Origin of the sequence: Streptomyces sp. NPDC002730 (assembly GCF_042888805.1) — a bacterium.
GTDB lineage: Bacteria > Actinomycetota > Actinomycetes > Streptomycetales > Streptomycetaceae > Streptomyces.
This window is the reverse complement of record NZ_JBIAQG010000010.1, coordinates 108912-134701: the sequence shown is the minus strand read 5'-3', so window position 1 is coordinate 134701 and position 25790 is coordinate 108912. Positions and strand designations below refer to the sequence as shown.

The 25790-nt window shown below is 70.0% G+C and carries 23 protein-coding genes and 1 pseudogene; 12 read left to right on the top strand and 12 right to left on the bottom strand.

Annotated elements, in window-relative coordinates; translation table 11 throughout:
- The first annotated feature begins 127 nt into the window (after positions 1–127).
- Positions 128–862 (top strand): TetR/AcrR family transcriptional regulator, encoded by a 735-nt coding sequence (locus ACFYXH_RS25380; RefSeq protein ID WP_389567153.1) that lies wholly within the window; start codon positions 128–130, stop codon positions 860–862.
- Between the two features lie 110 nt (positions 863–972).
- On the opposite strand, the gene ACFYXH_RS25375 is transcribed toward ACFYXH_RS25380, so the two are convergent.
- Entirely contained in the window at positions 973–3348 is a 2376-nt protein-coding gene (locus ACFYXH_RS25375) for an ATP-binding protein (RefSeq protein ID WP_389567150.1), read from the bottom strand.
- Positions 3349–3527: 179 nt separating this feature from the next.
- On the opposite strand from ACFYXH_RS25375, the gene ACFYXH_RS25370 reads away from it, so the two are divergent.
- The 6 genes from ACFYXH_RS25370 (at position 3528) to ACFYXH_RS25345 (ending at position 11068) form a co-directional block, all read left to right on the top strand.
- Entirely contained in the window at positions 3528–5681 is a 2154-nt protein-coding gene (locus ACFYXH_RS25370) for an ATP-binding protein (protein ID WP_389567147.1), read from the top strand.
- Positions 5682–5909: 228 nt separating this feature from the next.
- Positions 5910–6104 (top strand): DUF5999 family protein, encoded by a 195-nt coding sequence (locus ACFYXH_RS25365; protein ID WP_327321963.1) that lies wholly within the window; start codon positions 5910–5912, stop codon positions 6102–6104.
- Positions 6101–6574: an ATP-binding protein gene (locus ACFYXH_RS25360; RefSeq protein WP_389567144.1), complete on the top strand. Its 474-nt coding sequence runs from the start codon at positions 6101–6103 to the stop codon at positions 6572–6574. The genes ACFYXH_RS25365 and ACFYXH_RS25360 overlap by 4 nt, the downstream gene beginning before the upstream one ends.
- A 493-nt stretch (positions 6575–7067) precedes the next feature.
- The gene (locus ACFYXH_RS25355) at positions 7068–8570 is read left to right on the top strand and encodes an FUSC family protein (protein WP_389567719.1); all 1503 of its coding nucleotides are present in this window, start codon (positions 7068–7070) and stop codon (positions 8568–8570) included.
- 224 nt (positions 8571–8794) lie between these two features.
- Positions 8795–9946, top strand: a complete 1152-nt coding sequence (locus tag ACFYXH_RS25350) for a nitric oxide synthase oxygenase (protein WP_389567716.1) — start codon at positions 8795–8797, stop codon at positions 9944–9946.
- Positions 9947–10018: 72 nt separating this feature from the next.
- Positions 10019–11068 (top strand): lactonase family protein, encoded by a 1050-nt coding sequence (locus tag ACFYXH_RS25345; protein WP_389567142.1) that lies wholly within the window; start codon positions 10019–10021, stop codon positions 11066–11068.
- Positions 11069–11144: 76 nt separating this feature from the next.
- Here the strand turns inward: ACFYXH_RS25345 and ACFYXH_RS25340 are convergent, their stop codons facing one another.
- The 5 genes and pseudogenes from ACFYXH_RS25340 to ACFYXH_RS25320 all read right to left on the bottom strand — a co-directional run.
- Positions 11145–12065: a sirohydrochlorin chelatase gene (locus tag ACFYXH_RS25340; RefSeq protein ID WP_385304807.1), complete on the bottom strand. Its 921-nt coding sequence runs from the start codon at positions 12063–12065 to the stop codon at positions 11145–11147.
- A gap of 95 nt (positions 12066–12160) precedes the next feature.
- Positions 12161–13153 carry an N-acetylglucosamine kinase gene (locus ACFYXH_RS25335; RefSeq protein WP_389567139.1) on the bottom strand — a complete coding sequence of 331 codons (993 nt, stop codon included), beginning with the start codon at positions 13151–13153 and terminating at the stop codon, positions 12161–12163.
- A complete protein-coding gene (locus ACFYXH_RS25330; RefSeq protein WP_389567136.1) occupies positions 13150–13827 on the bottom strand; it encodes a uracil-DNA glycosylase in 678 nt (225 codons plus the stop codon). The genes ACFYXH_RS25335 and ACFYXH_RS25330 overlap by 4 nt, the downstream gene beginning before the upstream one ends.
- Before the next feature lie 35 nt (positions 13828–13862).
- The gene (locus ACFYXH_RS25325; protein WP_389567133.1) at positions 13863–14948 is read right to left on the bottom strand and encodes a WD40/YVTN/BNR-like repeat-containing protein; all 1086 of its coding nucleotides are present in this window, start codon (positions 14946–14948) and stop codon (positions 13863–13865) included.
- Between the two features lie 146 nt (positions 14949–15094).
- Positions 15095–15498: pseudogene (locus tag ACFYXH_RS25320) on the bottom strand (MFS transporter); the annotation flags it as partial.
- Between the two features lie 103 nt (positions 15499–15601).
- Here ACFYXH_RS25320 and ACFYXH_RS25315 point away from each other — a divergent pair.
- On the top strand, positions 15602–16294 hold the full coding sequence (locus ACFYXH_RS25315) for a class I SAM-dependent DNA methyltransferase (protein ID WP_389567130.1): 693 nt from the start codon (positions 15602–15604) through the stop codon (positions 16292–16294).
- Positions 16295–16474: 180 nt separating this feature from the next.
- On the opposite strand, the gene ACFYXH_RS25310 is transcribed toward ACFYXH_RS25315, so the two are convergent.
- The 3 genes from ACFYXH_RS25310 to ACFYXH_RS25300 form a co-directional block, all read right to left on the bottom strand.
- Positions 16475–17554, bottom strand: a complete 1080-nt coding sequence (locus ACFYXH_RS25310) for an NADH:flavin oxidoreductase/NADH oxidase (RefSeq protein ID WP_389567127.1) — start codon at positions 17552–17554, stop codon at positions 16475–16477.
- A gap of 117 nt (positions 17555–17671) precedes the next feature.
- Positions 17672–18484, bottom strand: a complete 813-nt coding sequence (ddaH, locus tag ACFYXH_RS25305; protein WP_389567124.1) for a dimethylargininase — start codon at positions 18482–18484, stop codon at positions 17672–17674.
- 130 nt (positions 18485–18614) lie between these two features.
- Positions 18615–19106 carry an Lrp/AsnC family transcriptional regulator gene (locus tag ACFYXH_RS25300; protein WP_389567121.1) on the bottom strand — a complete coding sequence of 164 codons (492 nt, stop codon included), beginning with the start codon at positions 19104–19106 and terminating at the stop codon, positions 18615–18617.
- 210 nt (positions 19107–19316) lie between these two features.
- On the opposite strand from ACFYXH_RS25300, the gene ACFYXH_RS25295 reads away from it, so the two are divergent.
- Complete coding sequence (locus ACFYXH_RS25295) at positions 19317–19673, top strand: ArsR/SmtB family transcription factor (RefSeq protein ID WP_389567118.1); 357 nt, start codon at positions 19317–19319, stop codon at positions 19671–19673.
- Between the two features lie 99 nt (positions 19674–19772).
- On the top strand, positions 19773–20483 hold the full coding sequence (locus tag ACFYXH_RS25290; protein ID WP_362685256.1) for an SDR family oxidoreductase: 711 nt from the start codon (positions 19773–19775) through the stop codon (positions 20481–20483).
- 37 nt (positions 20484–20520) lie between these two features.
- On the opposite strand, the gene ACFYXH_RS25285 is transcribed toward ACFYXH_RS25290, so the two are convergent.
- Positions 20521–21888, bottom strand: a complete 1368-nt coding sequence (locus ACFYXH_RS25285; protein ID WP_389567114.1) for an FAD-dependent oxidoreductase — start codon at positions 21886–21888, stop codon at positions 20521–20523.
- Between the two features lie 195 nt (positions 21889–22083).
- On the opposite strand from ACFYXH_RS25285, the gene ACFYXH_RS25280 reads away from it, so the two are divergent.
- Entirely contained in the window at positions 22084–22770 is a 687-nt protein-coding gene (locus ACFYXH_RS25280) for a DUF6214 family protein (RefSeq protein ID WP_389567111.1), read from the top strand.
- Here the strand turns inward: ACFYXH_RS25280 and ACFYXH_RS25275 are convergent.
- On the bottom strand, positions 22748–23410 hold the full coding sequence (locus ACFYXH_RS25275; protein WP_389567713.1) for a DUF305 domain-containing protein: 663 nt from the start codon (positions 23408–23410) through the stop codon (positions 22748–22750). The two genes, ACFYXH_RS25280 and ACFYXH_RS25275, sit on opposite strands and share 23 nt — an antisense overlap.
- 180 nt (positions 23411–23590) lie before the next feature.
- Between ACFYXH_RS25275 and ACFYXH_RS25270 the strand changes: the two genes are divergently transcribed.
- Complete coding sequence (locus ACFYXH_RS25270; RefSeq protein WP_389567108.1) at positions 23591–25102, top strand: LVIVD repeat-containing protein; 1512 nt, start codon at positions 23591–23593, stop codon at positions 25100–25102.
- On the opposite strand, the gene ACFYXH_RS25265 is transcribed toward ACFYXH_RS25270, so the two are convergent.
- A complete protein-coding gene (locus tag ACFYXH_RS25265) occupies positions 25078–25731 on the bottom strand; it encodes a TetR/AcrR family transcriptional regulator (protein ID WP_389567105.1) in 654 nt (217 codons plus the stop codon). The genes ACFYXH_RS25270 and ACFYXH_RS25265 overlap by 25 nt on opposite strands.
- Positions 25732–25790: the final 59 nt, after the last annotated feature.

Sequence of the window (25790 nt, the reverse complement as noted above, 5' to 3'; positions counted from 1 at the left end):
GGTGTGCAGGCGCCGATTGTGGGGCGCGCCGCTTGTCGGATCCGATCCAACGCGCCCGCCGCTGTTAACGTCAACCGTGTTGGCATAAGGTGCCGGGTCATGGTGATGGTGGTGGAGGGAGCGTGCTGTGCCCAAGCCTGTGGTGCCGGAGGAGGCCCGGAGGCGGCGACGTCCCACGAAGAACGGCGCGGTGCTGTCGGAGCAGCTGATCGTGGAGACGGCGCTGCGCATGCTGCGGGAGCACGGGAGCGCGGGCCTGACCGTCCGCCGCCTCGGCACCGCTCTGGGGGCGGACCCCAGCACGCTGTACCGGTATTTCAGCGGCATCGACGACCTGACGCTGGCCATCGGGAACATGCTCGTCGGACGTGCCCTGGCGTGCTGGGAGGGTACCGGCGACTGGCGCGCCGACCTGCGGGAGCTGGGGCTGCGCATCCATGCCGCGTATCTCGAGCATCCGCAGGCGGCCGTGCTGACCGCCAGCCGCGTGACCGGCAAGGGTTACGAAGTGGCGGCTGACGAGACGATCCTGGGGCTGCTGCGCACGGCCGGCTTCCCGGACGCCGAGGCGGTCCGGATCTATCACGCGTTCATCGACCAGAGCCTGGCGTTCGCCGCGCTGGACGCGGCCTCGCTGGCGCTGCCGACGGCGGCACGCGCGGCGGACGAGGAGGTCTGGCAGGCCACGTACGCCCGGCTGCCCGCCGCGACTCATCCGCACATCGCAGCGACCGCGCATCTGCTGGTCGCCCGGATGAACCACAGTGCGTATCCCACCGCGCTGGAGATGCTGCTGGACAGCGCATCAACTCGGCTTCGCGAAGCACAACGCGGGGACGGCGGCGGGAGCGGGAGCGGCTGAGCCCCCTGCTCGGCTCTTCGCCTTCGCCGGTCGCCATATCTCCAGGGGCTCACCTCGGGTGCGCTCAAAGGGCAGTTGGCCGCGAAGCCGGTGCACGGTGCCTCCGCGGGTCAGGGCTCGCCCTGGGGAGAGCGCTCGTCCCCGTCGGCTGCGCGGTCGTGCTCGAACACCCAGACAGCCACCTGGGCACGGGAGGTGAAGCCGAGTTTGCTCAGTATGTGCTCGATATGACCCTCCGCCGTGCGCTGGGCGATCACCAGCGTGGCCGCGATCTCCTTGTTGCTCAGCCCCTGCGCGACCAGCTGGGCGATCTCGGTCTCCCGACGGGTGAGCGGTGACGGCCGCTCATCCTCTCCGCTCGGTTCCGCCGCCGTCAGGTGCTCCTCGAGCGCGTAGCCGACCGCTTCGCCGTAGGAGAGCTGGGAACCCTTCCTGACGGCAGCACGGAAGGCCGTGGCACCGAGGGCCCGGCTGGTGCGCGACTCGCATTCGTCGTGGTATTTGACGAGGTGTCCGTACCCGGACAGCGGTGCGCCGATCGCCTGCCAGACGGTCTGCAGGACGCCCAGGAGCCGGGCGGCGCGCTCGTACTGCTCCTCCGTGGCGGCGATCCAGGCCAGCACCTCAAGGTTGACGCCGACCCCCAGCGGATCGTCGAGCGAACGGTTGAAGACCAGGCTCGCCTTCTCGAGCTCGGCGGCGCGACGGGCGTCGCCCTGGCGCCAGACCTCGATTCCGAGCGCCATCGTCGTATAGGCCCTGTGCCAGCCCTCTCCGTACGTGTCGCACACCCTCAGGGACTCCTCTCCGAAGGCGATGGCGCGCGGCGAGTCACCGAGGAACGAGTGGACGAGGGAGAGCCGGATCAGCGCCAGCGCGAGTCCCACGGGGTCGTTGACGGCCTGGTGCCGGGCCACCGCGTCCTCGTAGAGCCCGATCGCGGATTCGGCGTCCCCCCGATACATGGCGATCATGCCGGAGTACAGCGCGGTGTAGGCGACTACGGAGTCGTCCGCGAGCCGTTTCCCGAGCTTCCCGCTCTCCTCGAGCATGGCCGCCGCGGCGGCGGTCTCCGACTGGATGACGGCCAGCCAGCTGTTGGTCCACAGCGCTCGGGCGCGGACCTGGTTCGGTTCGGTGCAGACAGCGAGCCCCTCGTCCAGCCAGCGCCGTCCCTCGCCGAGGTAGTAGCTGGTGATCCAGTGGTAGAGCAGGTCCGAGGCCATGCTCAGGCCGTTCTCGGCCTCCCCGGGTTCGGCGAAGCTGTACTCCAGGGCAGTGCGCAGATTGGTGTGCTCCAGGTGGAGCCGTGCGAACCAGGCCACTTGGGACGGGCCGAACAACTCGGCACGCGCTTCGGCCGCCAGCCGCCGGTAGTAGTCACGGTGGCGCCGTTGCAGAGGCGCCGTCTGCCCAGCTGCGACGAGCTGCTCCCGGCCGTACTGCCGCAGTGTGTCCAGCAGTCGGTAGCGCACCGTCGAGTGGGGCTCCTCCCTGAGAAGGACCGATTTGTCGACGAGTCCAGTCACCACATCGAGTATCTCTTCACGGCTGATGCCGTCGCCGGAGCAGACCTCCTCGGCCGCCTCCAGATCGAAGCCGCCGGTGAATACCGAGGCGCGAGCCCAGAGCAGCCGCTCTTGACCGGTGCACAGAACGTAACTCCAGTCGATCAGCGCGCGCAGTGTCTGGTGGCGCGGGAGCACCGCCCGCGAACCGGCGGTCAGCAGCTGGAACCGGTCGTCCAGCCGCTCCAGCAACTGCTGTACGGACAGGGCCCGCAGCCGGACGACGGCAAGCTCGATTCCCAGAGGGATGCCGTCCAGCTGTCGGCAGATCCGTTCGACTGCTTCACGGTTGGCCTCGGTGACAGAGAACCCGGGCAGGACGGCGCCCGCTCTCTCGGTGAACAGCCGTACGGCGTCGCACCGGGCCAGTGACTTGAGGGACAGCCGGGGTTTCCCGGTGCTCGGCAGGCCCAGCGTCGGCACGGCCAGGGTGTGCTCGTAAGGGAGGCCCAACACCTGCCGACTGGTGGCCAGGATCTTCAGATCGGGGGCGGAGCGAAGCAGAGAATCGGCCAGCACCGCGCACTGCGGCAGCAGATGCTCGCAGTTGTCCAGGATCACCAGTGTGCGCTTGTCCCGGAGATGTTCGGTGAGGATGTCCAGTGGTCCGCGGGAGGAATGGTCACGGATCTCCAGCGCTTCAGCCACGGTCTGGGCGAACAGCTCGGAATTCTCCAGGCCCGCGAGTTCGACGAGCCACACACCGTCCGGAAACGCCGACCGGACCTCGGCTGCGACATGTGACGCCAGCCGCGTCTTGCCGACTCCCCCCACACCCGTGAGCGTCACCAGACGCGATCCGGACAGCCTGTTGCGGACCTCGGCCACCTCGTGCCGACGTCCCACGAAGCTCGTCACCTCGGCAGGCAGCCTGCCCTCCTGCCGACGTGTCGAGACGCTTGATGCCACGACAGCCATCGATTCCTCGGATCGGTCCGATCCACGGAGCCACAGGCCGTTCGTGAACCGGGCCGACCCGTCCAGCCTATTCCTCTGCGGCTCCGGCCGTCCCCGCCCGGCGGCTCCGGACGCCCCCGCCCGGCGGAGGGGCCGGAGAGGAAATCCGGTCCTCCCGCCGCAGGTGCAACCATGGTGTTATGTCCGCCCACGGCGCCAATGGCACCGGTCCCCACCTACGGCGGGGCGCTTCCTTCGGCGACGAGTCCTCCTTGATCGGCCGCCGGCAGCAGCTCGCCGAGGCCAAAAAGATGCTGCGGCATTCCCGCCTGGTGACCCTCACGGGTGTGGGTGGCGTGGGCAAGACCAAGCTGGCAACGGGAGTTGCGGACGAGGTGCGAAGGGCGTTCCCGGACGGCGATTGGCTGGTCGAGCTCGGCGCGCTGGAGGACGAAGGGCTGCTCGCGCAGACTGTCGCGACCGGGATCGGCCTGCGGGACCAGTCGGCCCGGCACCCGTTGGACCTGCTCTGCGACCGCCTTCGTGACACCCGTTCCCTGTTGGTCCTGGACAACTGCGAGCACATCCTGGACGGCTGCGCGGCGCTCACCGACCGCCTGCTGCGCGCGGCTCCCCGGCTGCGCGTGCTGGCCACCAGCCGCCAGCCCCTGGGGGTGTACGGCGAGTCCGTCCTCTCGGTGCCCGCACTGGCCGTGCCGGAACCCCATCGAACGCTCCGCCCCGAGGCAGCCGCTCACTATGCAGCGGTCAGGCTGTTCCAGCGGCGGGCGGCGGAGGCGTCGCCGGAGTTCACCCTCGGCCCCGAAAACCTGGAGACGGTCGTCCGGCTCTGCCGGCGTCTGGACGGCATCCCGCTCGCCATCGAACTGGCCGCGGCGCAACTCAGGACGTTCACGCCCCAAGAGATCCTCCGGCGGCTGGACGACCGCCTCGAACTGTCCCCGGACAACACCACGGCGGACCTGCCCCGCCACGAGACCCTGCGCGCCTCGATCGACTGGAGCTTCGCTCTGTGTTCCCCCGGTGAGCAGCGGGTGTGGGCGCGCACATCGGTCTTCGCCGGGAGCTGCGGGCTGGACGCGGTCGAAGCGGTCTGCTCCGGTGACGGCATACCCGAGGAGAGCATCCTCGACCTGGTGGCCGGGCTGGTCGACAAGTCGGTTCTGATCAGGGAGGAGCAGGGTGCCCAGGTGCGCTACCGCCTGCTGGAAACGATCCGGCAGTACGGCGCGGAGCGCCTGGCCGAGGCCGGGGAGAAGCCGGTCCTGCAGCAACGTCACCGGGACTGGTACCACCAGCTGGTGGACCGCGCGGAGGCGGAGTGGCTGAGCCCGCGCCAGGAGACCTGGCTCGCCCGGTTGCAGAGTGAGCACGCCAACCTCCGCACCGCCCTGGAGTTCTGCCTCAGCGAACCCGGCCAGGTGCAGGAGGGGCTGGATATCGCCGCCTCGCTGTGGTTCCACTGGCTGTGCAGCGGGTTCCTCAGCGAGGGCCGCCACTGGCTCGGCAGGGCGCTGGCGCTCGCACCCCAGGACACGGTGGCCCGCGGCAAGGCGCTGTGGGTGGACGGCTGGCTGTCGGTGCTCCGGGGCGACACGTCCTCCGCGCTGCCGCAGCTGGAGGAGTGCCGGGCCCTCGCGCTCCGGCTTCGCGATACAACCACCCTGGTCCACGCCGAGCAGTTCCTGGGCGGCTGCGCGCTCTACGAAGGCGACTTCCGCCAGGCGATCGGCCTTCTGGAGAAAGCCGTGGAAGGCCACCGCGCGGCCGGTGATCGCAACGGCTTGATGACCGCCCTGTATCAGCTCACCGTGGCATGTGCCATGTCCGACGATCCTCGTGCCGCGGATGTCGGGAAGGAGTGCCTGGACCTGTGCGATGAGGCACACGCGCCCTGGTCCCGCTCCTACGCCCTGTGGGCGCTCGGCCTCTACCGCTGGCGCCAGGGTGAGCCACGCCATGCGGCAGAACTCCTGCGCGACGCCCTCAAGACCCGCCGGGTCGTCGGGGACGGATGGGGAATCGCCCTCTGCCTGGAGGCGCTGGCCTGGGCCGCCGCCTCAGCCGGCGAGGCGGAAGACGGTGCCCGGCTGCTGGGCGCGGCGGAGGTCGTGGGGCGTTCCGTAGGGATCTCGCAATCGGGGTTCCAGCACCTGGCCGCGGGACACGAGAGGACCGAAATCCGTCTACGCACCGAGCTCGGCGAGCGCAGATACACCGCGGCAGTACGGCGCGGAGCGAGGATGGGACGCGACAGGGCGGCGGAATGGGCCCTGTACGGCTCCTCTGCTCCGGCTACGTGGCCCCCTCGGGAGGTGGCGGCCGGCCAGTGAAGAGGCGTCGGCCGGTCAGTGAAGGGCGCGGGTGAAACGCGGGGATCCGCAGTAGCGCCGCACGCGGAGCGATTGCGCCGTCACCCTACGATGCCCACCAGGCCCGCTTCGGGCAGCTCAGGTACCGATACGGGGATTTATCCCCTCCCGACACGCTGGTCGTCGGCACATGATGGTCGCGTCATCCGAGATCCGCCCCAGTCGGGCGGAGAATCGAAGGTCCGAGCAATGTGCCAGCACCAGCCACCCTGTCCATCCTCGACCGCGCCCGACCATGACGCCGCCCGCCTCGTGGCCTACCACCCTGAGCAGGGTTGGGGCCTCCTCTGCAACGGTGTGACGGTGTTCGAGGACATGGGTGAGCTCCTGCCCGACGTCAGGTCAGCTCCCACCGCTCAGGCCATGGAGGTCGGGGCGGCATGAAACCGTTCACGGCGCCCATGCCTGAGTTTGCGGCCGGCCCGACACGGCAGGCCGGGCTCGGCGTTCCTCCGGACGAGAGCCCCCGTAGAAGGTCCTGGCTGCTGCCACCCGAACCGTCCTCGGTGCGAGAAGCACGGCGAATCGTCCGCACCCAGCTGGCTCAATGGGCGCTCCACGAGCAGATCGACGACACGGAGCTGCTCGTCAGCGAACTGGTCACCAACGCCCTGTGCCATGCGTGGGGGCCGGTCCGGCTCACCTTCTGCCGGCCTTCCCGGCACCGCGGGATACGTTGCGAGATCGAGGACGCGAACCCTTCCGGACCCACGAGGCGCCAGGCCCGCGAGCACGAGGAGGAGGGGCGCGGGCTGTACATGCTGACCCTGCTGTCCCGCTGCTGGGGCAGCGACCGGACAAGCGCCGGGAAGGTGGTGTGGTTCGAGCTGCATACCCGCGTCGGCTCCGGATAGAGGGCCGCGCCCCTACGGCAGGAAGGAGGAACCTGTCGACGACACAGAGAGAAGCAAACAGCCCGATAGTCATCGAAATGGGCCCAGGGGTCCGGGAGACGAGTTCCGTCGCAGCCTTGCACCCCTGGGCCTCACGATTGCTCGCCCCGAGCGGCCGACTGCCTTCTGCCTTCTGCCCGCGGAGGCTGAGCGCGGCTGCTCGATCAGCAGCCACTGAATGCGGGTGTCGAGTGTGTTCACCGTCACGGTCCGTTGGCCTCCCTCTGGCCCGCGCCTCCTGGCCTGGACTGTGCCAATGGCCCAGTCCATCGCGATCGAGTTGAGCCACTGCATGCGGTGATGCTTTCCTCTGCGGAGAGATGGCGCTGCGCAGCGCCGGAACGGCGACGGAGCCGGACCGGACCCGCGGCGCCATTGCCATGTCTGAAGAGGGTGTGTGAACAGCAAGGGGGGCGGGACGACCGTGATGAAGAGCATGACCGGCCTGCGGCGGATGTTTGTGGCCCCCGATCCGGGGCGCGTGCGACTGCGCGTCTCGACGCGCGCCGTGCTCGGCGTCGCCCTCGCCGTCGCCGCAGCCGAGCTGGCCGGGCTCTCCCTGATCGCCTCCATCACCGGCGGACTCGCCGCGCTCCTCGCGCTCTTCACCGTCGGCGACCCGACCGTGCGCCGCCAGGCCGTCACCACCGCCCTGCTGCCCGCCGCCGGCTTCCCCATCCTCGCGCTCGCGACCGCCCTGCACGAGCTGCCGCTGCTGCGCGCCACCGCCTGGCTCAGCGTGGTCTTCTGCGGCGTGTACGCCAGGCGCTGGGGCCCGCGCGGGCAGGCGCTGGGCATCTTCGCGTTCATGATGTTCTTCGTCACCCAGTTCCTGCACGCGGTACCGGCGCAGCTGCCGGAGCTGTACGGGGCGGTGGCGCTGGCCCTGACCGCCTCCTCGGCCGTCCGCTTCGGCCTGTGGTGCATCGAGCGGCGTACGCCGCCGCCCGCCGCGCCCGCGCCGCTCCCCGGCCGCGGGGTCGCCCGCCCCACCACCCGGCAGGCTTTCCAGGCGACCTTCGCCTGCGGCGTCGCGCTCGCCGCAGGGCTGCTGATCTCCCCGGACCGCTGGTACTGGGCCGTCGGCACCGCCTGGTGGATCTTCGTCAACACCGCGTCGCGCGGCGAGACCCTGGTCCGTGGCTTCCGCCGCGTCGTCGGCACCGTCACCGGTATCGCCGCGGGACTGCTGATCGCGGTCCCGGTCGGCGGCGCGCCGGCACCGACGGCCGTCCTGGTCGCGGTCTGCGTCTTCGGCATCTTCTACACGGCCACGCCCTCGTACAGCTGGATGATGTTCTTCGTCACCGTCATGGCCGGTCTGCTGTACGGGCTGCTGGGCGTCCTGCACCCCGGGCTGCTGCTCCTGCGCTTCGAGGAGACGGCGGTCGGCGCGCTCGGTGCGGCCCTCGGTGTCGCGTTGATCCTGCCCGTCACCACCCATGCCGCGACCGACGCGTGGATCCGGCGCGCACTGCACTGCGTCCACGGCTGCACCACCGCGGCCGCGCGCCGACTGGCCGGGGCGGAGGAGGCCGATCCGGCGCCGCTCGCCGCCGAACTGGAGCTGCTGCTCGGCCGGGTACGGCTCTCGCTCGCCCCGCTCGTTCATCCGCTCAGCCCGCTGCGTGCCCGCAAAGCGCGCGCCCGCCAGGTGATCGCGCTGCTCGACGACTGCGCCCGCGAAGTGCGCGGCCTCGCCACCGTCGCCGCCGACCCGGACGCCTCCCACGACGCCCGGCTGGCCGCCGCCTGCCGGCGCGTCGAGGCCGCCGTACACGCGCTGGTGCCGCCTGCCACCCGGCAGACGAAGGCCTCCGTCGACTCCGTGCGGGCGCCGCAGCACCACCCCGGGGCCGAGGCCGCCCTCACCCATCTGCACGGGCTGGAGCGGGCGCTCGCGGAGCTCGATGCGCCCCTGCGCACCTCTCCCCGCGCCCCCCTCGTACCTGCCTGACCTGCCACAACGACACAAGCCGCGGAATGAGGCAAATTCACCTGGCACACACAGGGTGGATCAGTCTGTTCAAGGGGTAACCAGAGCGGCATCCACGTACGTCCCCTCCAGGACCGGGGGTACGCGCCATGCGGAAGTCTCTGCTCAGAGCCCTGCGCCGGACCGGTGCACGGGTGTCAGCGCACGAATCGGCGGACGCTCCGGCGCCGGAAGTCCGCTGCCCGATGGGCCACTCCGAGCAGCCGACGGGCGGCCCGCCCGCCACCCGCGGTGAGCTGGTCGAAGAGGCCGAGGAGTTCATCCGGCTCCATCACCGCGAGGAGCCGTCGGCCGGTGACCCGGCGGGCCGGATCGCCGCCGTACGCGCAGAGATCGAGGCGACCGGCACCTACCGCCACACCCCGGCCGAACTCGTCTACGGCGCACGCGTCGCCTGGCGCAACAGCAACCGCTGCATCGGCCGGCTCTACTGGCGCTCCCTGCGCATACGCGACCGCCGGGACATCGACGACGCCGACTCCGTGGCGCGCGAGGCGGCCGACCATCTGCGCGAAGCCAACAACGGCGGCCGGATCCGCCCGCTCATCACCGTCTTCGCCCCGGACGCGCCGGACCGTCCAGGACCGCGGATCTGGAACGAGCAGCTCGTACGGTACGCGGGCTACGCCGGCGACTACGGGCCCGCCGTCGGCGACCCGCGCAACGCCGGGATCACCGAGCTCGCCCTCAGGCTCGGCTGGCCGGGCGGCCCGGGCACACACTTCGATCTGCTGCCACTGGTGATCGAGGACGGGGACGGCAAACCGCGCTGGTTCGAGCTGCCGCGCGACGCCGTACTCGAAGTGGAGCTGCACCACCCGGAGCAGAGCTGGTACGCGGGCCTCGGCCTGCGCTGGCACGCCGTACCCGCGATCGCGAACATGTGCCTGGAGATCGGCGGGATCTGCTACCCCGCAGCTCCCTTCAACGGCTGGTACATGGGCACCGAGATCGGTGCCCGCAACCTCGCGGACACCGACCGCTACGACCTGCTGCCGCGTATCGCCGAGCAGTTGGGCCTGGACACGACGAACGACCGCTCGCTCTGGAAGGACCGCGCACTGGTCGAGCTGAACCGCGCGGTCCTGCACTCCTTCGACCTCGCGGGAGTCACGGTCACCGACCACCACACCGAGTCGCGCCGCTTCCTCACACACCTGGACCGGGAGCAGAGCCGGGGCCGTGTGGTGGGCGCGGACTGGTCGTGGATCGTGCCGCCGATCTCGGGCTCCGCGACACCCGTCTTCCACCGGACGTATGACACGACCCAATGGCGTCCCGCCTATGTCCACCACCCGGAGGCGACCGCGCGCGCCCGCGGCGAAGGGAACTCGTAGCCGGAGTTGGTCTAGACCGCCTGCTACCGTCGGCCGGGCAGCAGGCGAATCAGTGGCGGAGAGAGGAATGCTGTGGGGGACAAGAGCGCCGGACGGGCTTTCATCGGGTCGTTCACCTCGGCCGGAGGCCGCGGGATCATCACGGCCGCCGTGGACGGGGAGACCGGGGCCCTGACGGAGACGGGGGCGAGCGACGCCGTCGCGGACCCGTCGTATCTCGCGCTCGCGATCGCGTCCGGCGGCACGGTCCTCTACGCCGTCTCCGAGACTGCAGAGGGCGCGGTAGGGGCTTTCGAGGCGGACGGGCCGTCGCCGCGGCCGATCGGCGCGCGCGTGCCGGTGTGCGGCGCGGGACCCACGCATCTCGCGATCGCCTCGGGCCATCTGGTGACCGCCAACTACGGTTCCGGCAGCGTCAGCGTGCTCCCGGTCGGGACCGACGGCGAACCGGTCGCCGCCAGCGGCGTACTGCAGCACGAAGGCTCAGGGCCGCACCCCGACCGGCAACGCGGCCCGCACGCGCACCAGGTACTGCCCGATCCGACCGGGCGCTGGGTGCTCAGCGTCGACCTCGGCACCGACTCCGTACGGATTTGCGTGCTGGACACCGAGTCGGGCGAGCTGACGAAGCACGGCGAGACCGCGCTGCGCCCCGGCACAGGACCGCGCCATCTCGCCTTCCACCCCGCCGGCGGCCACGCCTATGTGCTGAACGAGCTCGAGCCGACCCTCACCGTCTGCCGCTGGGACGCGGACTCGGGCGTCCTCGAACCGCTCGGCGAGACGCCGGTGCTGCCGGACGGCGCGGCCGGGCCCAGCTACCCGTCCGCGGTGGTTGTCTCGCACGACGGCCGCCATGTCTGGGCGGCCAACCGCGGCCATGACAGCATCGCCGTCCTCGCGCTCGACGAGACGCACGAGAAGGCGGATCTGATCACGACGGTGCCGTGCGGCGGGCACTGGCCGCGCGACCTGGCCCTGGACCCCACAGGACACAGGCTGTACACCGCCAATGAGCGCACCGGAGACGTCACCTGGTTCGACATCGACCCGGAGACGGGCGTTCCGCGCAGGTCGGGCTCCCTCGACGTCCCCGCCGCCTCCTGCGTGATCTTCGCCTGACCGTCGCCGGGGCGTTGCGCAAGGGCCCGCACCGTTCGCGTGGTGCGGGCCCTTCTGCGTACATACGGCGGAGCCGTCAGAGACTCGGCGAGCCCTGAGGCTGCGGCGCGATGCCCAACGCGGTCGCGTACTGCGACAGCACCAGCTTTCCGATCGCCGGGTAGGCCCCGAGCGCCTCGGAGGCGGCGCAGCCCGCCTCCTTCACGGCCGAGTCGAGCAGGCCCTCGGGCAGCTCCGGGCCCACGAGGTACGGCGCCAGGGCGAGCTGCACCGAGCCGGAGCCGCGCAGTTGCTCGGCGATCGCGCCGACCGCGCCCTCGTGGTCGAGCGCGGCGGCCATCACCGGCACCGCGAGACGCGCGGCCAGCAGCATGCCCGTGATCCCGGCGGCCTGGACGGCCTCCTCGCCGCCGACCGTAGCCAGGATGATGCCGTCGGCCGCCGTGGCCACGGTGAACAGCCGGGCGCGGTCGGCACGCGCCAGACCGGCCTCCGAGAGCCGGACGTGCAGGGCTTCGGCGAGCAGCGGGTGCGGGCCGAGGACATCGGTCAGCTCGGCGCTCGCGCGGCTGTCCATGACGGCCTGGCGGATCCGGCGCATCAGGACGTTGTCCGGGCCGGCGAGAAGGGGCACCACAACGGCGGCGGGGCCCTCGGGCGCGGCCACTTCACGGCCGGCGGCCTGCGCGATCTCGTACCGCTCGGTGCGCCGGGCGGCGGTGTGCGCGAGGACGCCTTCGAGCGTGGGGTACTCGGCGTTGTCCCCGTCGAGATAACCGATGCCGACCTCAAGGCCCGGCAGCTCGGAGCGAGCGATGCTTATGACCTCTTCGGCCAGGCTGCGCGTGGCGGGCGCGGGAGCGCCGGGCACGGCGAGCACGAGCGCGGGCGCGCCCTCAGGAGCCGCTACGGGCTCCGGGCGGCGGTGCCGCCCGGTCTGTCGGGGTCGCGGCATTCGTACAGGCAGGCCGGATGCAGGCCCAGTGGGGGAGCTCATGGCGCCGCATGCTACTGGTTTTGGGGGCGCGACTGTTCGGGGAGGGGGCGGTCAAGCGTCATCTGTCCGCATTTATCCGATGAATGGTGTACGCCTCAGCTGTCCTGCTCTGTCGGTACGTGCAGCAGAGTCGGATGGCGCGGCAGCCGCAGCGAATCGGTGGCGAGCGCGGACGCGATGAGCAACGAGCCGGTGAGCGGATCGCCGGCCGCGGACACCGGCTGTGCATACGGCAGTTGTCCGGCAAGCTCCGCCCTCAGCGGTACGAGAAGAGGGGCACCCATCCTGAACAGCCCACCGGTGAGGGCGACTTCGCATCCCTCGGGCACATCGGTGGCCGACGGGCAGACGGCCGCGGCCGACTCGGCGATCTGCCGGGCGGCCGCCGCGAGGATGTCCGCCGACACCTCGTCGCCGTCCACAGCGCACCGGCCGACCTCGGGCGCGAAGGATGCGAGCACCGCGGGACGGTCGGAGCGCGGGTACAGCAATCCCGGCAGCTCCTGCGCCGGACCGAACACCGACTCCATCCTGGCCAGCAGGGCTGCGGAACCGCCACGCCGTCCGTCGTGGGCGCGCAGCGCGGCCTCCAGCCCGGCCCGGCCGATCCACGCGCCGCCGCCGCAGTCGCCCAGCAGATGACCCCAGCCGTCGGCCCGGTGCCAGTCGGACAGGTCGGTGCCCAGCGCGATCAGGCCCGTGCCCGCCGCGACGACCGCCCCGGCCCGCTGGCCGAGCGCACCGGCGTAGGCCGTGACCGCGTCGGCCGCGAGCGCCAGGCGCCGTGCACCCAGCGACTCGGCCAGTGCCGCGGGGAGTTCGGCGCGCAGCCGGTCGCCGAGCGTCGCCATCCCGGCGGCGCCGATCGCGACCGCGGACACGGTGCCGCCCCCCGCCCGGTCGAGCAGGGTGCGCGCCATCGGCAGCAGCTGCTCCAGCAGATGCTCCGCGTCGATGCCCGCGGCACCGGTGCGCACCGGCTCGCGCGACACCTCGGTCTCGGCCTTCCCCGGGTTCCCGGCTTCGGCCAGCGCGACACGCAGCCCGGAACCCCCGGAGTCGACTCCGAGTACCCGGCTCACACTCACGGAAGCTGCCAGTCCACCGGCTGCGCCCCCTGGCGTTGAAGGAGCTCATTGGTCCGGCTGAACGGACGCGAGCCGAAGAAGCCGCGGTCCGCGGACATCGGGGAGGGATGCGAGGACTCGATCGCGGGAAGGTCGCCGAGCAGCGGACGCAGATTGCGGGCGTCACGCCCCCACAGCACGGACACCAGGGGCTTGCCGCGCGCAGCAAGGGCCCGGATGGCCTGCTCGGTCACTTCCTCCCAGCCCTTGCCGCGGTGTGCGGCGGGCTTGCGGGGCGCGGTGGTGAGCGCCCGGTTCAGCAGCAGCACCCCCTGCCGGGTCCACGGTGTGAGATCCCCGTTGGAGGGACGGGGGTGCCCCAGGTCCCCGTGCATTTCCCGGAAGATGTTGTCCAGGCTGCCGGGCACCGGCCGCACCTCGGGCGCCACCGAGAAGCTCAGGCCCACGGCATGCCCGGGCGTGGGGTACGGATCCTGACCCACGATCAGGACACGCACCTCGTCGAAGGGCTGCTGGAAGGCGCGCAGCACATTCGGTCCGGCCGGCAAGTAGGTGCGCCCCGCGGCGATCTCCGCGCGCAGGAAGTCGCCCATCGCGGCGACGCGTTCAGCCACTGGAGCGAGCGCATCGGCCCACCCGGGCTCGACGATTTCTTTCAACGGTCGTGCTGCCACGGGGCGCCACTCTACTGGTGCGGCGACGGTGCGTTTCACCCCATGGCCGCCGCCCGCACACAGAGCACATCCGGCAGATGGGAGGCGAGCAGCTGCCAGCTGTCGCCGTCGTCCGCGCTCGCGTACACCTCGCCGTTGCGATTGCCGAAGTAGACACCCGCCGGATCCGCGTCGTCCGTGCACAGCGCGTCCCGCAGCACCGTCCCGAAGTGATCCCCTTCGGGCAGCCCGGCAGACAGCGCCTCCCAGCTGCCGCCCGCGTCGTTCGTGCGGTAGACGCGGCAGCGACGCCCGGCAGGCACCCGGTCCGCGTCCGCCGTGATCGGGAAGACATAGGCCGTGTCGGGACGGTGCGGATGCGCGGCGACCGCGAAACCGAAGTCGGACGGCAGACCCGCGCCGATGTCCGTCCACTTGGCACCCGCGTCGTCGCTGCGGTACACGCCCCAGTGATTCTGCAGATACAGGCGGTCCAGATCGCCGGCGTCCTGCGCGATCTTGTGGACGCACTGCCCGAACTCCGGATTGGGGTCGGGCAGGAAGACCGCCGACACTCCCTGGTTGGACGGCTCCCAGCTGGCCCCGCCGTCCTTGGAGCGGAACACCCCGGCCGTCGACACGGCGACCGTCACGGCCTCCGGGTCACGGCGGTCGGTGACCACGGTGTGCACCGCCTCACCGCCGCCGCCCGGCACCCATTGCGAGCGGGTCGGGTGCTCCCACAGGGGCCGTACGAGCTCGAAGGTCTCGCCGGCGTCGTCCGAGCGGAACAGCGCGGCCGGCTCCGTGCCCGCGAACACCACGTCAGGCGTGGCGGGACCGGCCGGATGCAGCTGCCAGACCCGTTCCAGGGACGCTCCGGTGTCCTTGGGGAACTTCACCGCCGGCTTCGTCGGCTCGATCCACGTCTTGCCGAGGTCGTCGGAGTGGAACACCGAAGGACCCCAGTGCGCGCTGTCGCCGCCGACCAGCAGCCGGGGCACGGATCGGCGCGTATCGATCCCGATCGAGTACACGGCCTGCGCATTGAAGTGCGGGCCGTCGAACTCCCACGTGCCACCGCGTCTGCGGCCGATGAAGAGCCCTTTTCGAGTGCCTACAGTCAGAAGTACATCGGTCATGGCCGATACCTCCAGGACGCCGTTGTCTCGGATAGGGGCCAGTCTGCACCCGCCCACTGACAGTGGCCCGTGGGCGGCTCTCGCGCAGGTCGGCCCGGAGGGAAAGCTCGGGACGGCTCGGTCGACGACAGAACCGACTCACGTCCTCAGTGCAGACCGGCCGGGGCCCCGGAACTCATCGGTGCCGCCGGGGCGAATCTGCCGGAGCCGTGCAGTCCGCGCAGAGCGGCGCCGCAGGCGAGGCCCAGCGCGAGGAGTGTCAGCCAGGGCAACGCGGACAGACCCGCCTTCCGCGAGGCATTGAGCGCGGCGCCCGTCAGCAGGTTCCCGAGGGTGATGCCGACGCCGCAAAGGGTGTTGTGGAGCCCGTAGTGGGTGGCGATGAGACGGTCTCCGGAGAGACGGACGATGGTCTCCATCTCGAACGGGTACGCGATCATCGTGCCGATGGCCACCAGCAGGGCCGAGAGCATCGGCGGCGCGCTCGTCAGGGAACCACCGGCCCGCCCTCCGGCACGGACAGCGGCACCACCGCGAGCAGCGGCAGGAAGACCCCGTGCCGGTGATCCCGGCGGCCTTGTCGCATCAAGCGATGATCATGCGGTGCGCCGACTGTGCACGACATCCTGATCACTGGACTACCGTGCCGAGGCATGAACGCGGACCGCTGGTTGGCAGACACCCGGACCTCCTACGACACGGTCGCGGTCAGCTATGCCGGCCAAATACGCGAGGCTCTGGCCGGGGAACCGTACCTTCGAGCGGCTCTCGCGTTGTTCGCCGACTTGGTGCACGCCGCTGGCGGCGGGCCGGTGGCGGACGTGGGCTGCGGACCTGGACACGTCACCGCTCACCTGCACGAGCTGGGTGTGGACGCTTTCGGTATCGACCTTTCACCTGTGATGATCGACGTGGCTCGGCGTGACCACCCCGGCCTGCGGTTCGAGGTGGGCTCGATGACGGACCTCGACCTCGCCGACGATTCGGCCGTCGGCCTGCTCGCTTTTTGGTCGTTGATTCACCTTCCCGACGATGCCGTCCCCACGGTCTTCGACCACTTCCGGCGGGTGTTGCGTCCCGGCGGACCACTGCTGCTCGGCTTTCACGTCGGCGACGAGTCGAGGCTGAAGACGCAGGGCTACGGCGGTCACCCGATGAACGTCTACGTCCACCGCCGCCAACCTGACCAGGTGGCGGCCTGGCTACGCGACGCCGGGTTCACGGTCGAGGCTCAAATGCTGCTCGACCTCGACGAGAGCGTTCCAGGAGCGGTTTTTTTCGCGCGCCGTCAGCCCAGCCCCGCCAGCGGTCCGGTTGCGGCCGGCGTCCCGCCGACAGAAGGGTGACCGGGCCGTGATCATGACGCGATGCCAACTCTTCGTGCGCAACTCGCAACGCATGCGGACCCGTTGCTTTCCGTGCATCACCCGGGGGCGCCCCCCAGGTGACAGGTGCCATGTGAGTGCACGCGGCGACAGGGTTGCGAGAGCCGGCGGGATGCGGCCGTCGGCACTCGGGTGCACACGTCAGACGGACCGGTGGTACTGCTCGGGGACGCGGATGTCGCCGCCGAGCTCCCGGGCGGCGTGCCTGGCCCAGGACGGGTTGCGCAGCAGCTCGCGGCCGAGCAGGACCGCATCCGCCTCGCCGTTCGCCAGGATCTTCTCGGCCTGCTCGGCCTCGGTGATCATGCCCACCGCGGCGACCGGGAGACCGGCCTCCCTCTTGACCCGCGCGGCGAACGGCACCTGGTAACCGGGGCCGGTCGGGATGCGGACCCGCGCGGCGTTGCCGCCGGTCGAGACATCGAGCAGATCGACGCCGTGTTCTTTCAGCAGCGAGGCGAGGCGCACCGTGTCGTCGGCCGTCCAGCCGGCCTCCTCCAGCCAGTCGGTGGCGGAGATACGGAAGAACAGTGGCAACTCCTCGGGCCATACGGCGCGCACCGCGTCGACGACCTCGAGCGCGAAGCGGACTCGGTTCTCGAAGGAGCCGCCGTACTCGTCGTCACGGTGATTACTGTGCGGGGAGAGGAACTCGCCGATCAGATAGCCGTGTGCGCCATGGATCTCGGCGATCTCGAACCCGGCGTCCAGGGCGCGGCGGGCCGCGTCAGCGAACTGCCCGGTGATCTCCAGTATCTGATCAGTCGTCAGCTCGTCGGGGACGGGGTGCCCCTCGTCGAACGGGAGCGGACTGGGTCCGAGTGGCTGCCAGCCGTGCTCTTCGGCCCCCACTGGTGCGCCGCCCTTCCAGGGGCGGTCCGTCGACGCCTTGCGGCCGGCGTGCGCCAACTGGATTCCGGGAACGGTGCCCTGGCTCTTGAGGAAAGCGGTGATCCGGCGGAACGCCTGGACCTGGGTCTCGTTCCAGATGCCGAGGTCGGCGGGGCTGATCCGGCCCTCGGGGCTGACGGCGGTCGCCTCGGTCAGGATCAGTCCCGTGCCACCGGTCGCGCGGGCGGCGTAGTGGGCAAAGTGCCAGTCGTTCGCCACGCCGGCGTTCGGCCCGAACACCTCGGCCGAGTACTGGCACATCGGCGCCATCCAGGCGCGGTTGGGGATGGTCAGCGATCGCAGGGTGTAGGGCTGGAACAGCGCGCTCACGGCGGACTCCATTCGGGGCGGGACCGGTGTACGACTCGTACGATACCCATCGTAGTACGGAGGGTGTCAAACTACGAGAGGTGTCGTACAAGATGCGGTTCCGCCGTGCACGGGGGGCTATGCGCGGATCTCCTGGGTGCAGCACTTCGCTCCACCGCCCGCCTTGCGGAACTCCGAGAGGTCCACCGGGACGGGGACGTAGCCGCGCGCCGCGATGCTCTCCATGAGGCCCGTCGCGTCCTGGGCGATCACCACATTGCGTCCGTCGGAGAGGGAGTTGAGCCCAAAGGCGAGTGCGTCCTCCCGCGTGGAGATGACCGCGTGCGGGAACAGAGCCTTGAGTACCTTCTGACTTCCCTCCGAGAAAGCCGCCGGATAGTAGGCGATATTCTCGGCGTCAAGCGCGAACAGTGCTGTGTCCAGGTGATAGAAATGCGGGTCGACAAGGTGAAGACTCACCGTCGGCGCGCCGAAGAATTCCTGTACCTCGTGATGGGCCGCGGGAAGGGTACGGAATCCGGTGCCGGCGAGGATGTATCCGCCGACCGGGGTGAAGTCGCCTTCTCCTTCGCAGGTGTAGGACGGGACACGCGTCTCGAATCCGGCGTTTTCAAACCATTTCCGGTAGTGGGCGGCCTCCGGCTGCCGCTCGGGTGCGTGGAACTGCGCGCCGAACACCTTGCCGTCGAGTACGAGTGCCGAATTGGCCGCGAACACCATGTCGGGGAGGTCGGCGACCGGTTCCACCGTCTCCACGGTGTGGCCCAGTTCGCGGTACAGGGATGTCAGCGCGTTCCACTGCTTTCGGGCCATGCCGACATCGACAGGCTCCTCCGATGTCATCCATGGGTTGATGGCGTACCGGACGTCGAAGTACTCCGGCGGGCAGACGAGATATCGGCGCTTCTTCGCTGTGCGGATGGGCGGCATCCTCGATTTCCTTTCACCGTGCTGCGGGGACACCCACCACGCTATTGATTTGTTACGGACAGTGACAAGATGAATGAGTTGCGTACATCCGCAACTATGTTGCGCGTACGAGGCTTTGAGCCACCACTTGTTAAGCGGTGTCGGGTGCGAGGCGTCCCGATCCGGCCTCCGGGCTGCCCGGCAGGAGGTGGTTGAGCACGATGAAGCTGTTCGTGGCTTTCACGAAGGGCTCCGAGCGGATCCGCTCCAGGATGTCTTCGAAGTGCGCGACATCGAGTGCTCTGATGTGCAGGATCGCGTCGGCGCGCCCGGTGACGGTCACGGCCGACTGGATCTCGGGATGGTTGCGAACGACCTCCGCCAGCCTCCTCGGCGGGGCGGCGTCGTCGCAGAACACCTCGACATACGCCTCGGTGTGCCAGCCCAGCGCTGAGGGCTTCACCACCGTGGTGAAGCCCGTGATCACCTCTTGCTCCCGCAGCCGGTCCACCCGGCGCTTCACGGCGGGCGCCGACAGGCCGATCGACACGCCGATCTCCCTCAGGCTCGCCCTCGCATCCGCCATCAGCGCCGCGATGATCTTGCGGTCGAGTTCGTCCAGCTCAGCTCCGCGCCGGGACATGGAGTCATCTCCTCCTTCGGGGTGCACCGCGCGTCACGTCACGGCAGAGCGCACAGTAACCCGTCGGTGCAGCTCAGGGCGCGAGAGCGGCTCGACGTGGCGTCGGGCGGCGCCCTGTGCCCGACTCGTACGAGATTCATCGTATTACGATGCGTATCAAACTACGAGAGATCTCGTACAATGGAGTTCCTTCGATGAAGTGGAGCCGCCGTGACCACCGCGACAAGCCCCCGCGTGCTCGCCCACCCCACGCGCGACGAGATCCGCCTGGAGAACGTGCTCCACGCGCTCTCCGACCCGATGCGGATGCGCGTGGTACGTGACCTTGCGACGGCAGAGGTGAGCCTGTCGTGTTCGCACTTCGATCTGCCCGTCACCAAGTCCACGACCACCCACCACTTCCGCGTGCTGCGCGAGAACGGCGTGATCCAGCAGACCTACCAGGGCACCTCAAAGATGAACGGTCTGCGCCGCGACGATCTGGACGCGCTCTTCCCCGGACTGCTCGACTGCATCCTCGGCGCGGCGGCACGCCAGGCGGACCGTCTCGGCGACGGCGACAAGTAGGCCGTGTCCGGAGCGGGTTGACATCGAGCGCACTCCAAATGATGAAATCCCCGCCACGGCAAGGGCAGTGGCCCTGGTCGCGGATCTCTGGGGGTAGGCATGACTGACACTTCCGACTCTCCTGTCACTCTGATCACGGGGGGTGGCAGCGGTATCGGAGCGGCAACAGCCCGGCAGCTGCTGGACCAAGGGCACCGGGTGACCGTCACCGGACGCGGCCAGGACCGACTCCGCCGCTTCGCCGAGGAACTGGGCAAGCCGGCCGGCCTGTTGACGATCGTCGGAGACGCGGCCGACTACGACTCGGTCCGGTCGGCCGTCGAGGCCACCGTCAAGGAGTTCGGGCGGCTGGACACCGTCGTCGCCAACGCCGGTTTCGCCACCCATGACACCCTCGCCGACGGCGACCCCGCCGGATGGCGCGAGATGGTTCTGACCAATGTGCTCGGCCCCGCTCTGCTCATCAGGGCCGCTCTGCCCGCCCTGAAGGAGACGCGCGGGCGGATCGTTCTCGTCGGCAGCGTGGCAGGCTTCGTCAACACCCCGGGCAATATCTACGGAGCGACCAAGTGGGCGGTGACCGGCCTCGCCGAGAACACCCGCCGCATGGTCACCGAGCACGGCATCGGCGTGACCCTGATCGCTCCGGGACGGGTGGAGACTCCTTTCTGGGACGGCATGGGGAGCCTTCCTCCCGGGATTCTGCTGACCGCCGACCAACTCGCCGAGTCCCTTGTGTGGGCCATCGGGCAGCCGAGCGGAGTCGACGTCAATACCGTCGTCGTCAGGCCGATCGGGCAGCCCGTGTGACCGGGCGGGCCCCGCACACAGCCTTCTGCAGCAGGCTTCAGACGTGCGTGGCGCCACCCGCCGCACTCAACAGACCTGGCCAGTCGGCGATTTTCACGGACCGTCGGCCGAGCGTCAGTCCCAGCGCCGATTCCGCCGCCTCGATCGCCATCCAGCCCGGCCACGGGACCGGCTGGTGCCCCGACTCCCGCAGTGCGGCCAGCGGGTCGGCGGCGACGGGGCGCAGCGTAAGCATCGCCGCGTCGTCGAGCAGTGACGCCACCGTCTCCTTGGCGCACGGCCGGTTGGTGCCGATCACTCCGGTCGGACCGCGTTTGATCCACCCAGCCACATACTCCCCGGGCGACGGCACACCGTCCCGCAGTACCCGTCCGCCGGTGTGCGGCACCGTGCCGTGTTCGGTGTCGAACGGCAGACCCGCCGGCGGCACTCCGCGGTAGCCGACCGCCCGCAGCACCAGCTGCGCCTCGATCTCCTCGTACCTGCCGGTGCCCCGAACGCCTCCGTCGCCGTCCGGAACGGTGCGCTCGAACCGTACGCCCGCCACCCGCCCGCCGTGCTCCAGCAGCTCCACCGGACGCAGGAAGAACCGCAGATGGATCCGGCGGTCCTGCCCTTGCGGCGGCTGCCCGGCCCAGCCGCGTACGACGTCGAGATTGCGGCGGTTGACCGCCGGCAGGGCGGCGGGTGCGCTGCCCGACGGATCGGCGTACGCCGGGTCGAGCGCGAGGTCCTCGGGCTCGACCACCACTTCCGCCGCGGGCAGTGAGCCGAGCTCGCGCAGCTCCTTGGTGGTGAACTTCGCCTGCGAGGGGCCGCGCCTGCCCACCATGTGCACCTCGCGCACCTGGCTGACCGCGAGCGCGCCGAGCGCCGCCTGGGGCACATCGGTGGCGCGGAGCTCCTCCGCGCCCCGGGCGAGGATACGGGCCACGTCGACGGCCACATTGCCGACGCCGATCACCACGGCCGAGCGGGCACCGAGCACAAAGCCGTTGCCCGACGCATCGGGGTGTGCGCTGTACCAGGAGACGAATTCGGTGGCCGAGTGGCTGCCGGGCAGATCCTCGCCCGGCACGCCGAGCCGGCGGTCCTTGGCGGCGCCGACGCAGTACACAACCGCGTGGTAGAGCTCCAGCAGCCGCCCGGGGTCCAGCCCGTGCGTGCCCACCTCCACATTGCCGATGAAGTCGATCCGCTCGTGTTCGAGCACAGTGCGCAGATTGTTCTGGAGGGACTTGATCTTCTCGTGGTCGGGCGCGACCCCGTAGCGCACGAGTCCGTACGGGCAGGGGAGCCGGTCCAGGACGTGCACACGCACATCCGGCACCCGACTCTGCTGGACAAGGGACTGCGCGGCGTAGACCCCACTGGGTCCCGATCCGATGACGGCGACGCGAAGCACAGCTGCGCTCCTTCCCGCAGGGGGATTCCAGCATGGCACCGGTGGGCGGAGATGGGGGAGATGCGCTAACGGGGTGTGTTGTGGCGTCGTGGCGCGCGTGCCGCCACAAAGAGTGATGATTTGCCTGGTTGCGTGCTAATTGTGCAAGAAACTACGTTTCTTAACGTTAGTGATCGGTACGAACCGATTGAGGCGTTGCCGTACCCGCCGGTGTGGGAGCTGCAGGGGCGCGGCACGGTCACCTGTGGCACGGACTCGCTCCAGGGGACGTGCGAGGTCGCCCCGCCCTGGTTCGATGTCCGGCTGACCTTTGCCGACGGTGCCCGGCTCGATGTACTCGCCGTCGTCACCGACGGGCGGATCGCCATCGAAGACCTGCGGGCCGACCCGCCCCTGCCGCTGGAGGGCTTCGCGGTGCTCGCCGACCGGCTCAGGGATCCACTCGTGGACGCCTGCCGGGTGGCCATGGAGCAACCCGGGGCAGAGGAGGCGGCTCCGGTCGCGCCCGGCGACACCGGGCGGGCGGACGCGCCATCGCCCGACCGCCGTCGGGCCCGCCCCGCCGTGCCGCGCGGCAGCGCCCTCCGACGGATCGCGGCCGACGTCTACCGGGCCGCGCAGCAGGACGGGCGTGACCCCGTGCTCGCGGTGATGGGCGCCACCGGGCGGAGCCGCCGTAGGTCGCTCCGGCTCATCGCGGGCGCCCGGGACGAGGGGTATCTCGCGCCGCGCCACAACCGCCGCAGGGCCGACCCGGCGCCTATGCCCGACCCGGTGCGTGTGTCCGACCCGGTGGGTGTGTCCGCCCCGGAGGGCGGGCCCGACGCGGTGGACGGGCCCGACGCGGTCGAGGCGCCCCTCACATCGAACGCATCCGGTTGATCTCGCTCGTCTGCTGAGCGATCACATCGTTCGCCATCTCCTCGACGAGGACGTTGTTCCCGCCCGAGAGGACATCGGTGGCCATCGTGAGCGCACCCTGATGGTGGGTGATCATCAGCGTCAGGAAGAGTTCGTCGAACGCCTTGCCCTTCGCCGCGCGCAGCTGGGCCAGTTGGGCCGGGGTGGCCATTCCGGGCATTGCGCCCGGACCGTGGTCATGACCGCCCTTCCCCTTCGCCCCGCCGTTGCTTTTGAGCCACCCCTGCATCGCGGCCAGTTCCGGCTTCTGCGCGGCGGCTATGCGCTCCGCCAGTCGCTTGACCTGGGTCGATCCAGCGCGATCCGGTGCCAGTGCGGTCATCTGCAGTGCCTGGCCGTGGTGCGTGATCATCATCTGTGCGTAGGAGAAGTCCGCCGCGTTGGGAGTGTCGTCCGGGGCGGCCTTCGCGGCCTCCTCCGCCGAGAGTGTCTTGGCCGGCTCGCCCGGCTTCCCGGGTGCCACCACGGACGGCCCCGCTGCCCCCTTGGCCTTGGCGGGAGCGTCGGAGCCCGACTCGCAGGCGCCCAGGGCGAGTACGGCGGCAGTGACCGCTGCCGCGACGACGGACCTGTGGACACGCGCGGTCCTACGACGGTTCAACACGGTGGCCTCCTGAGGCACTTGGGGTTTTTGGGGACCGTCCTAGCACGCTTCCGCACACCGTTGATCAGGAACTTTCATTACGTCTCTGTTGCCATCTATTGAGATGTACATGGAAAGGAAGATACTGCCGAGGGTCCGTGAACCGTTCAACTGCGAACGGATACAAGGGAGGACGCAGTGACCCTGTTGCACACCACCCGAGTGCGGCGCAGACGTCTGGGCGTGGCGGCAGCCGCGGCCGGGCTCCTTGCCACGCTGCTGGCGGCCGGACCCGCGGTCGCCATACCAGACCCCGGGGACACGCCCGCCCAGGAGAAGGTCTCCTCGGAGCAGGCCGCCGAAGCCAGATCGGCCATCGCAAGCGGCGAGATACCCCCTGTCGACGCAGTCGTCCACAGCGACAATGTCGAGCACCTCACCAACATCCCCAAGGACGCCCTCAAGGGCACCAATTCAGACCTGGCCTTCCAGGGCAAGTACGCCTTCGCGGGCAACTACGACGGCTTCCGGATCTTCGACATCAGCAACCCGAGGGCCCCGAAGACCGTTTCGCAGGTCCTGTGTCCCGGATCGCAGAACGACATCTCGGTCTCCGGTGACCTGCTCTTCCTCTCCACCGACTCCTCGCGCAACGACAACTCCTGCAACAGCGTTTCGCAGCCCGCGACGGAGAAGTCGTCCTGGGAGGGCATGAAGATCTTCGACATCAGCGACAAGGCCAACCCCAAGTACGTCGCCGCAGTCGAGACCGCGTGCGGATCGCACACGCACACCATCGTGCCGGAGCGTCGCAACGTCTACATTTACGTCTCCTCGTACTCGCCGAGCGTGACCTTCCCGGACTGCCAGCCGCCGCACGACGGAATCTCCGTCATCAAGGTGCCGCGCAAGGCCCCCGAGAAGTCGGCGATCGTGAACTTCCCGGTGCTCTTCCCGGGCGAGGGCCCCGACGGCGGCGGCAACCCGGGCTCGCCCACCAACCCGGGCGTCTCCAAGACCACCGGCTGCCACGACATCACAGTGCTGCCGTCCAAGGACCTGGCCGCCGGCGCCTGCATGGGTGACGGCATCCTGTTCGACATCGAGGACCCGGAGCACCCGAAGGTCATCGACCGCGTCCAGGACAACGTGAACTTCGCGTTCTGGCACTCGGCGACCTTCAACCAGCGGGCCAACAAGGTCGTCTTCACCGACGAGCTCGGTGGCGGCGGCGCGGCCACCTGCAACGCCCAGATCGGGCCGAACCGCGGCGCCGACGGCATCTACGACATCGTCGGCAGGGGCGACCATCGCAAGCTGGTCTTCCGCAGCTACTACAAGATCGGCCGCTACCAGGCGGACACCGAGAACTGCGTGGCCCACAACGGCTCACTCATCCCGGTCAAGGGCCGCGACATCATGGTCCAGGCCTGGTACCAGGGCGGGGTCTCGGTCTGGGACTTCACCAACTCCTCGAAGCCCAAGGAGATCGCCTACTTCGAGCGCGGCCCGCTCAGCGCGGACACGATATCGACCGGCGGTGCCTGGTCGGCGTACTACTACAACGGCTACATCTACGCCAATGACATCGCCAAGGGCTTCGATGTGCTGAAGCTCGACGACCGTCGGACGAACCCGGCGAAGCGAGTGCGGATGCACGAGCTCAATGTGCAGACCCAGCCCGACTACTTCGACGACTTCGACCACTGATCCCGGGTCTCCTGACGCTTTCCGCCGGGCGGCCTGCCGCCCGGCGGAAAGCCGAGTTCCCAGTCCAGCCCGTACCGCTGGAACAGCTCCGCGCGCAGCCGTGCCCGCGGCATCGGTGCGCCGGGCAGCAGCACCGCGAAGACCGCGCCCATCAGCAGGGCACGCAGCAGCGGGTAGTCGGCGTCGACATCGGGTGATCCGTACCGCTCCATCGTGTCCCGCAGCAGGAACGCGAGGCGTTGCTGCTCCGGGCCCTGCACAAAACCATCGGCCTGCAGTACCCCCGACATATGGGTCCGCATCAGAAGGGGATGGTCGACCGCCAGCCCCAGAATCGCGTCGATCGCCCGTGCCAGCCGTTCCCGCCCGTCATCGGTGCGCGGCTCGCGCTCGAGCGCCGCCTCGAGCGTCAGGTGCATCAAGCGGTGCACGGCCGCCTGCAGGAGCTGGCGCTTTCCGGGGAAGTAGTACGAGACCAGTCCGCGCGCCGAGCCCGCCCGGTCGGCGATGTCGGCCAGCGTGGTCGCCTCGTATCCGCGCTCGCCGACGAGCTCCACCGTCGCCTGCAGAAGCCGCTCCCGGGAACGCCGACGAAGCTCTTCATTGACCGATGCGCTCCGCGGGGACATGCTTGACTCCTGCGTTGACTGGCTCCGAGCCAATATACTCAGGGCGTCCCACTGCGAGG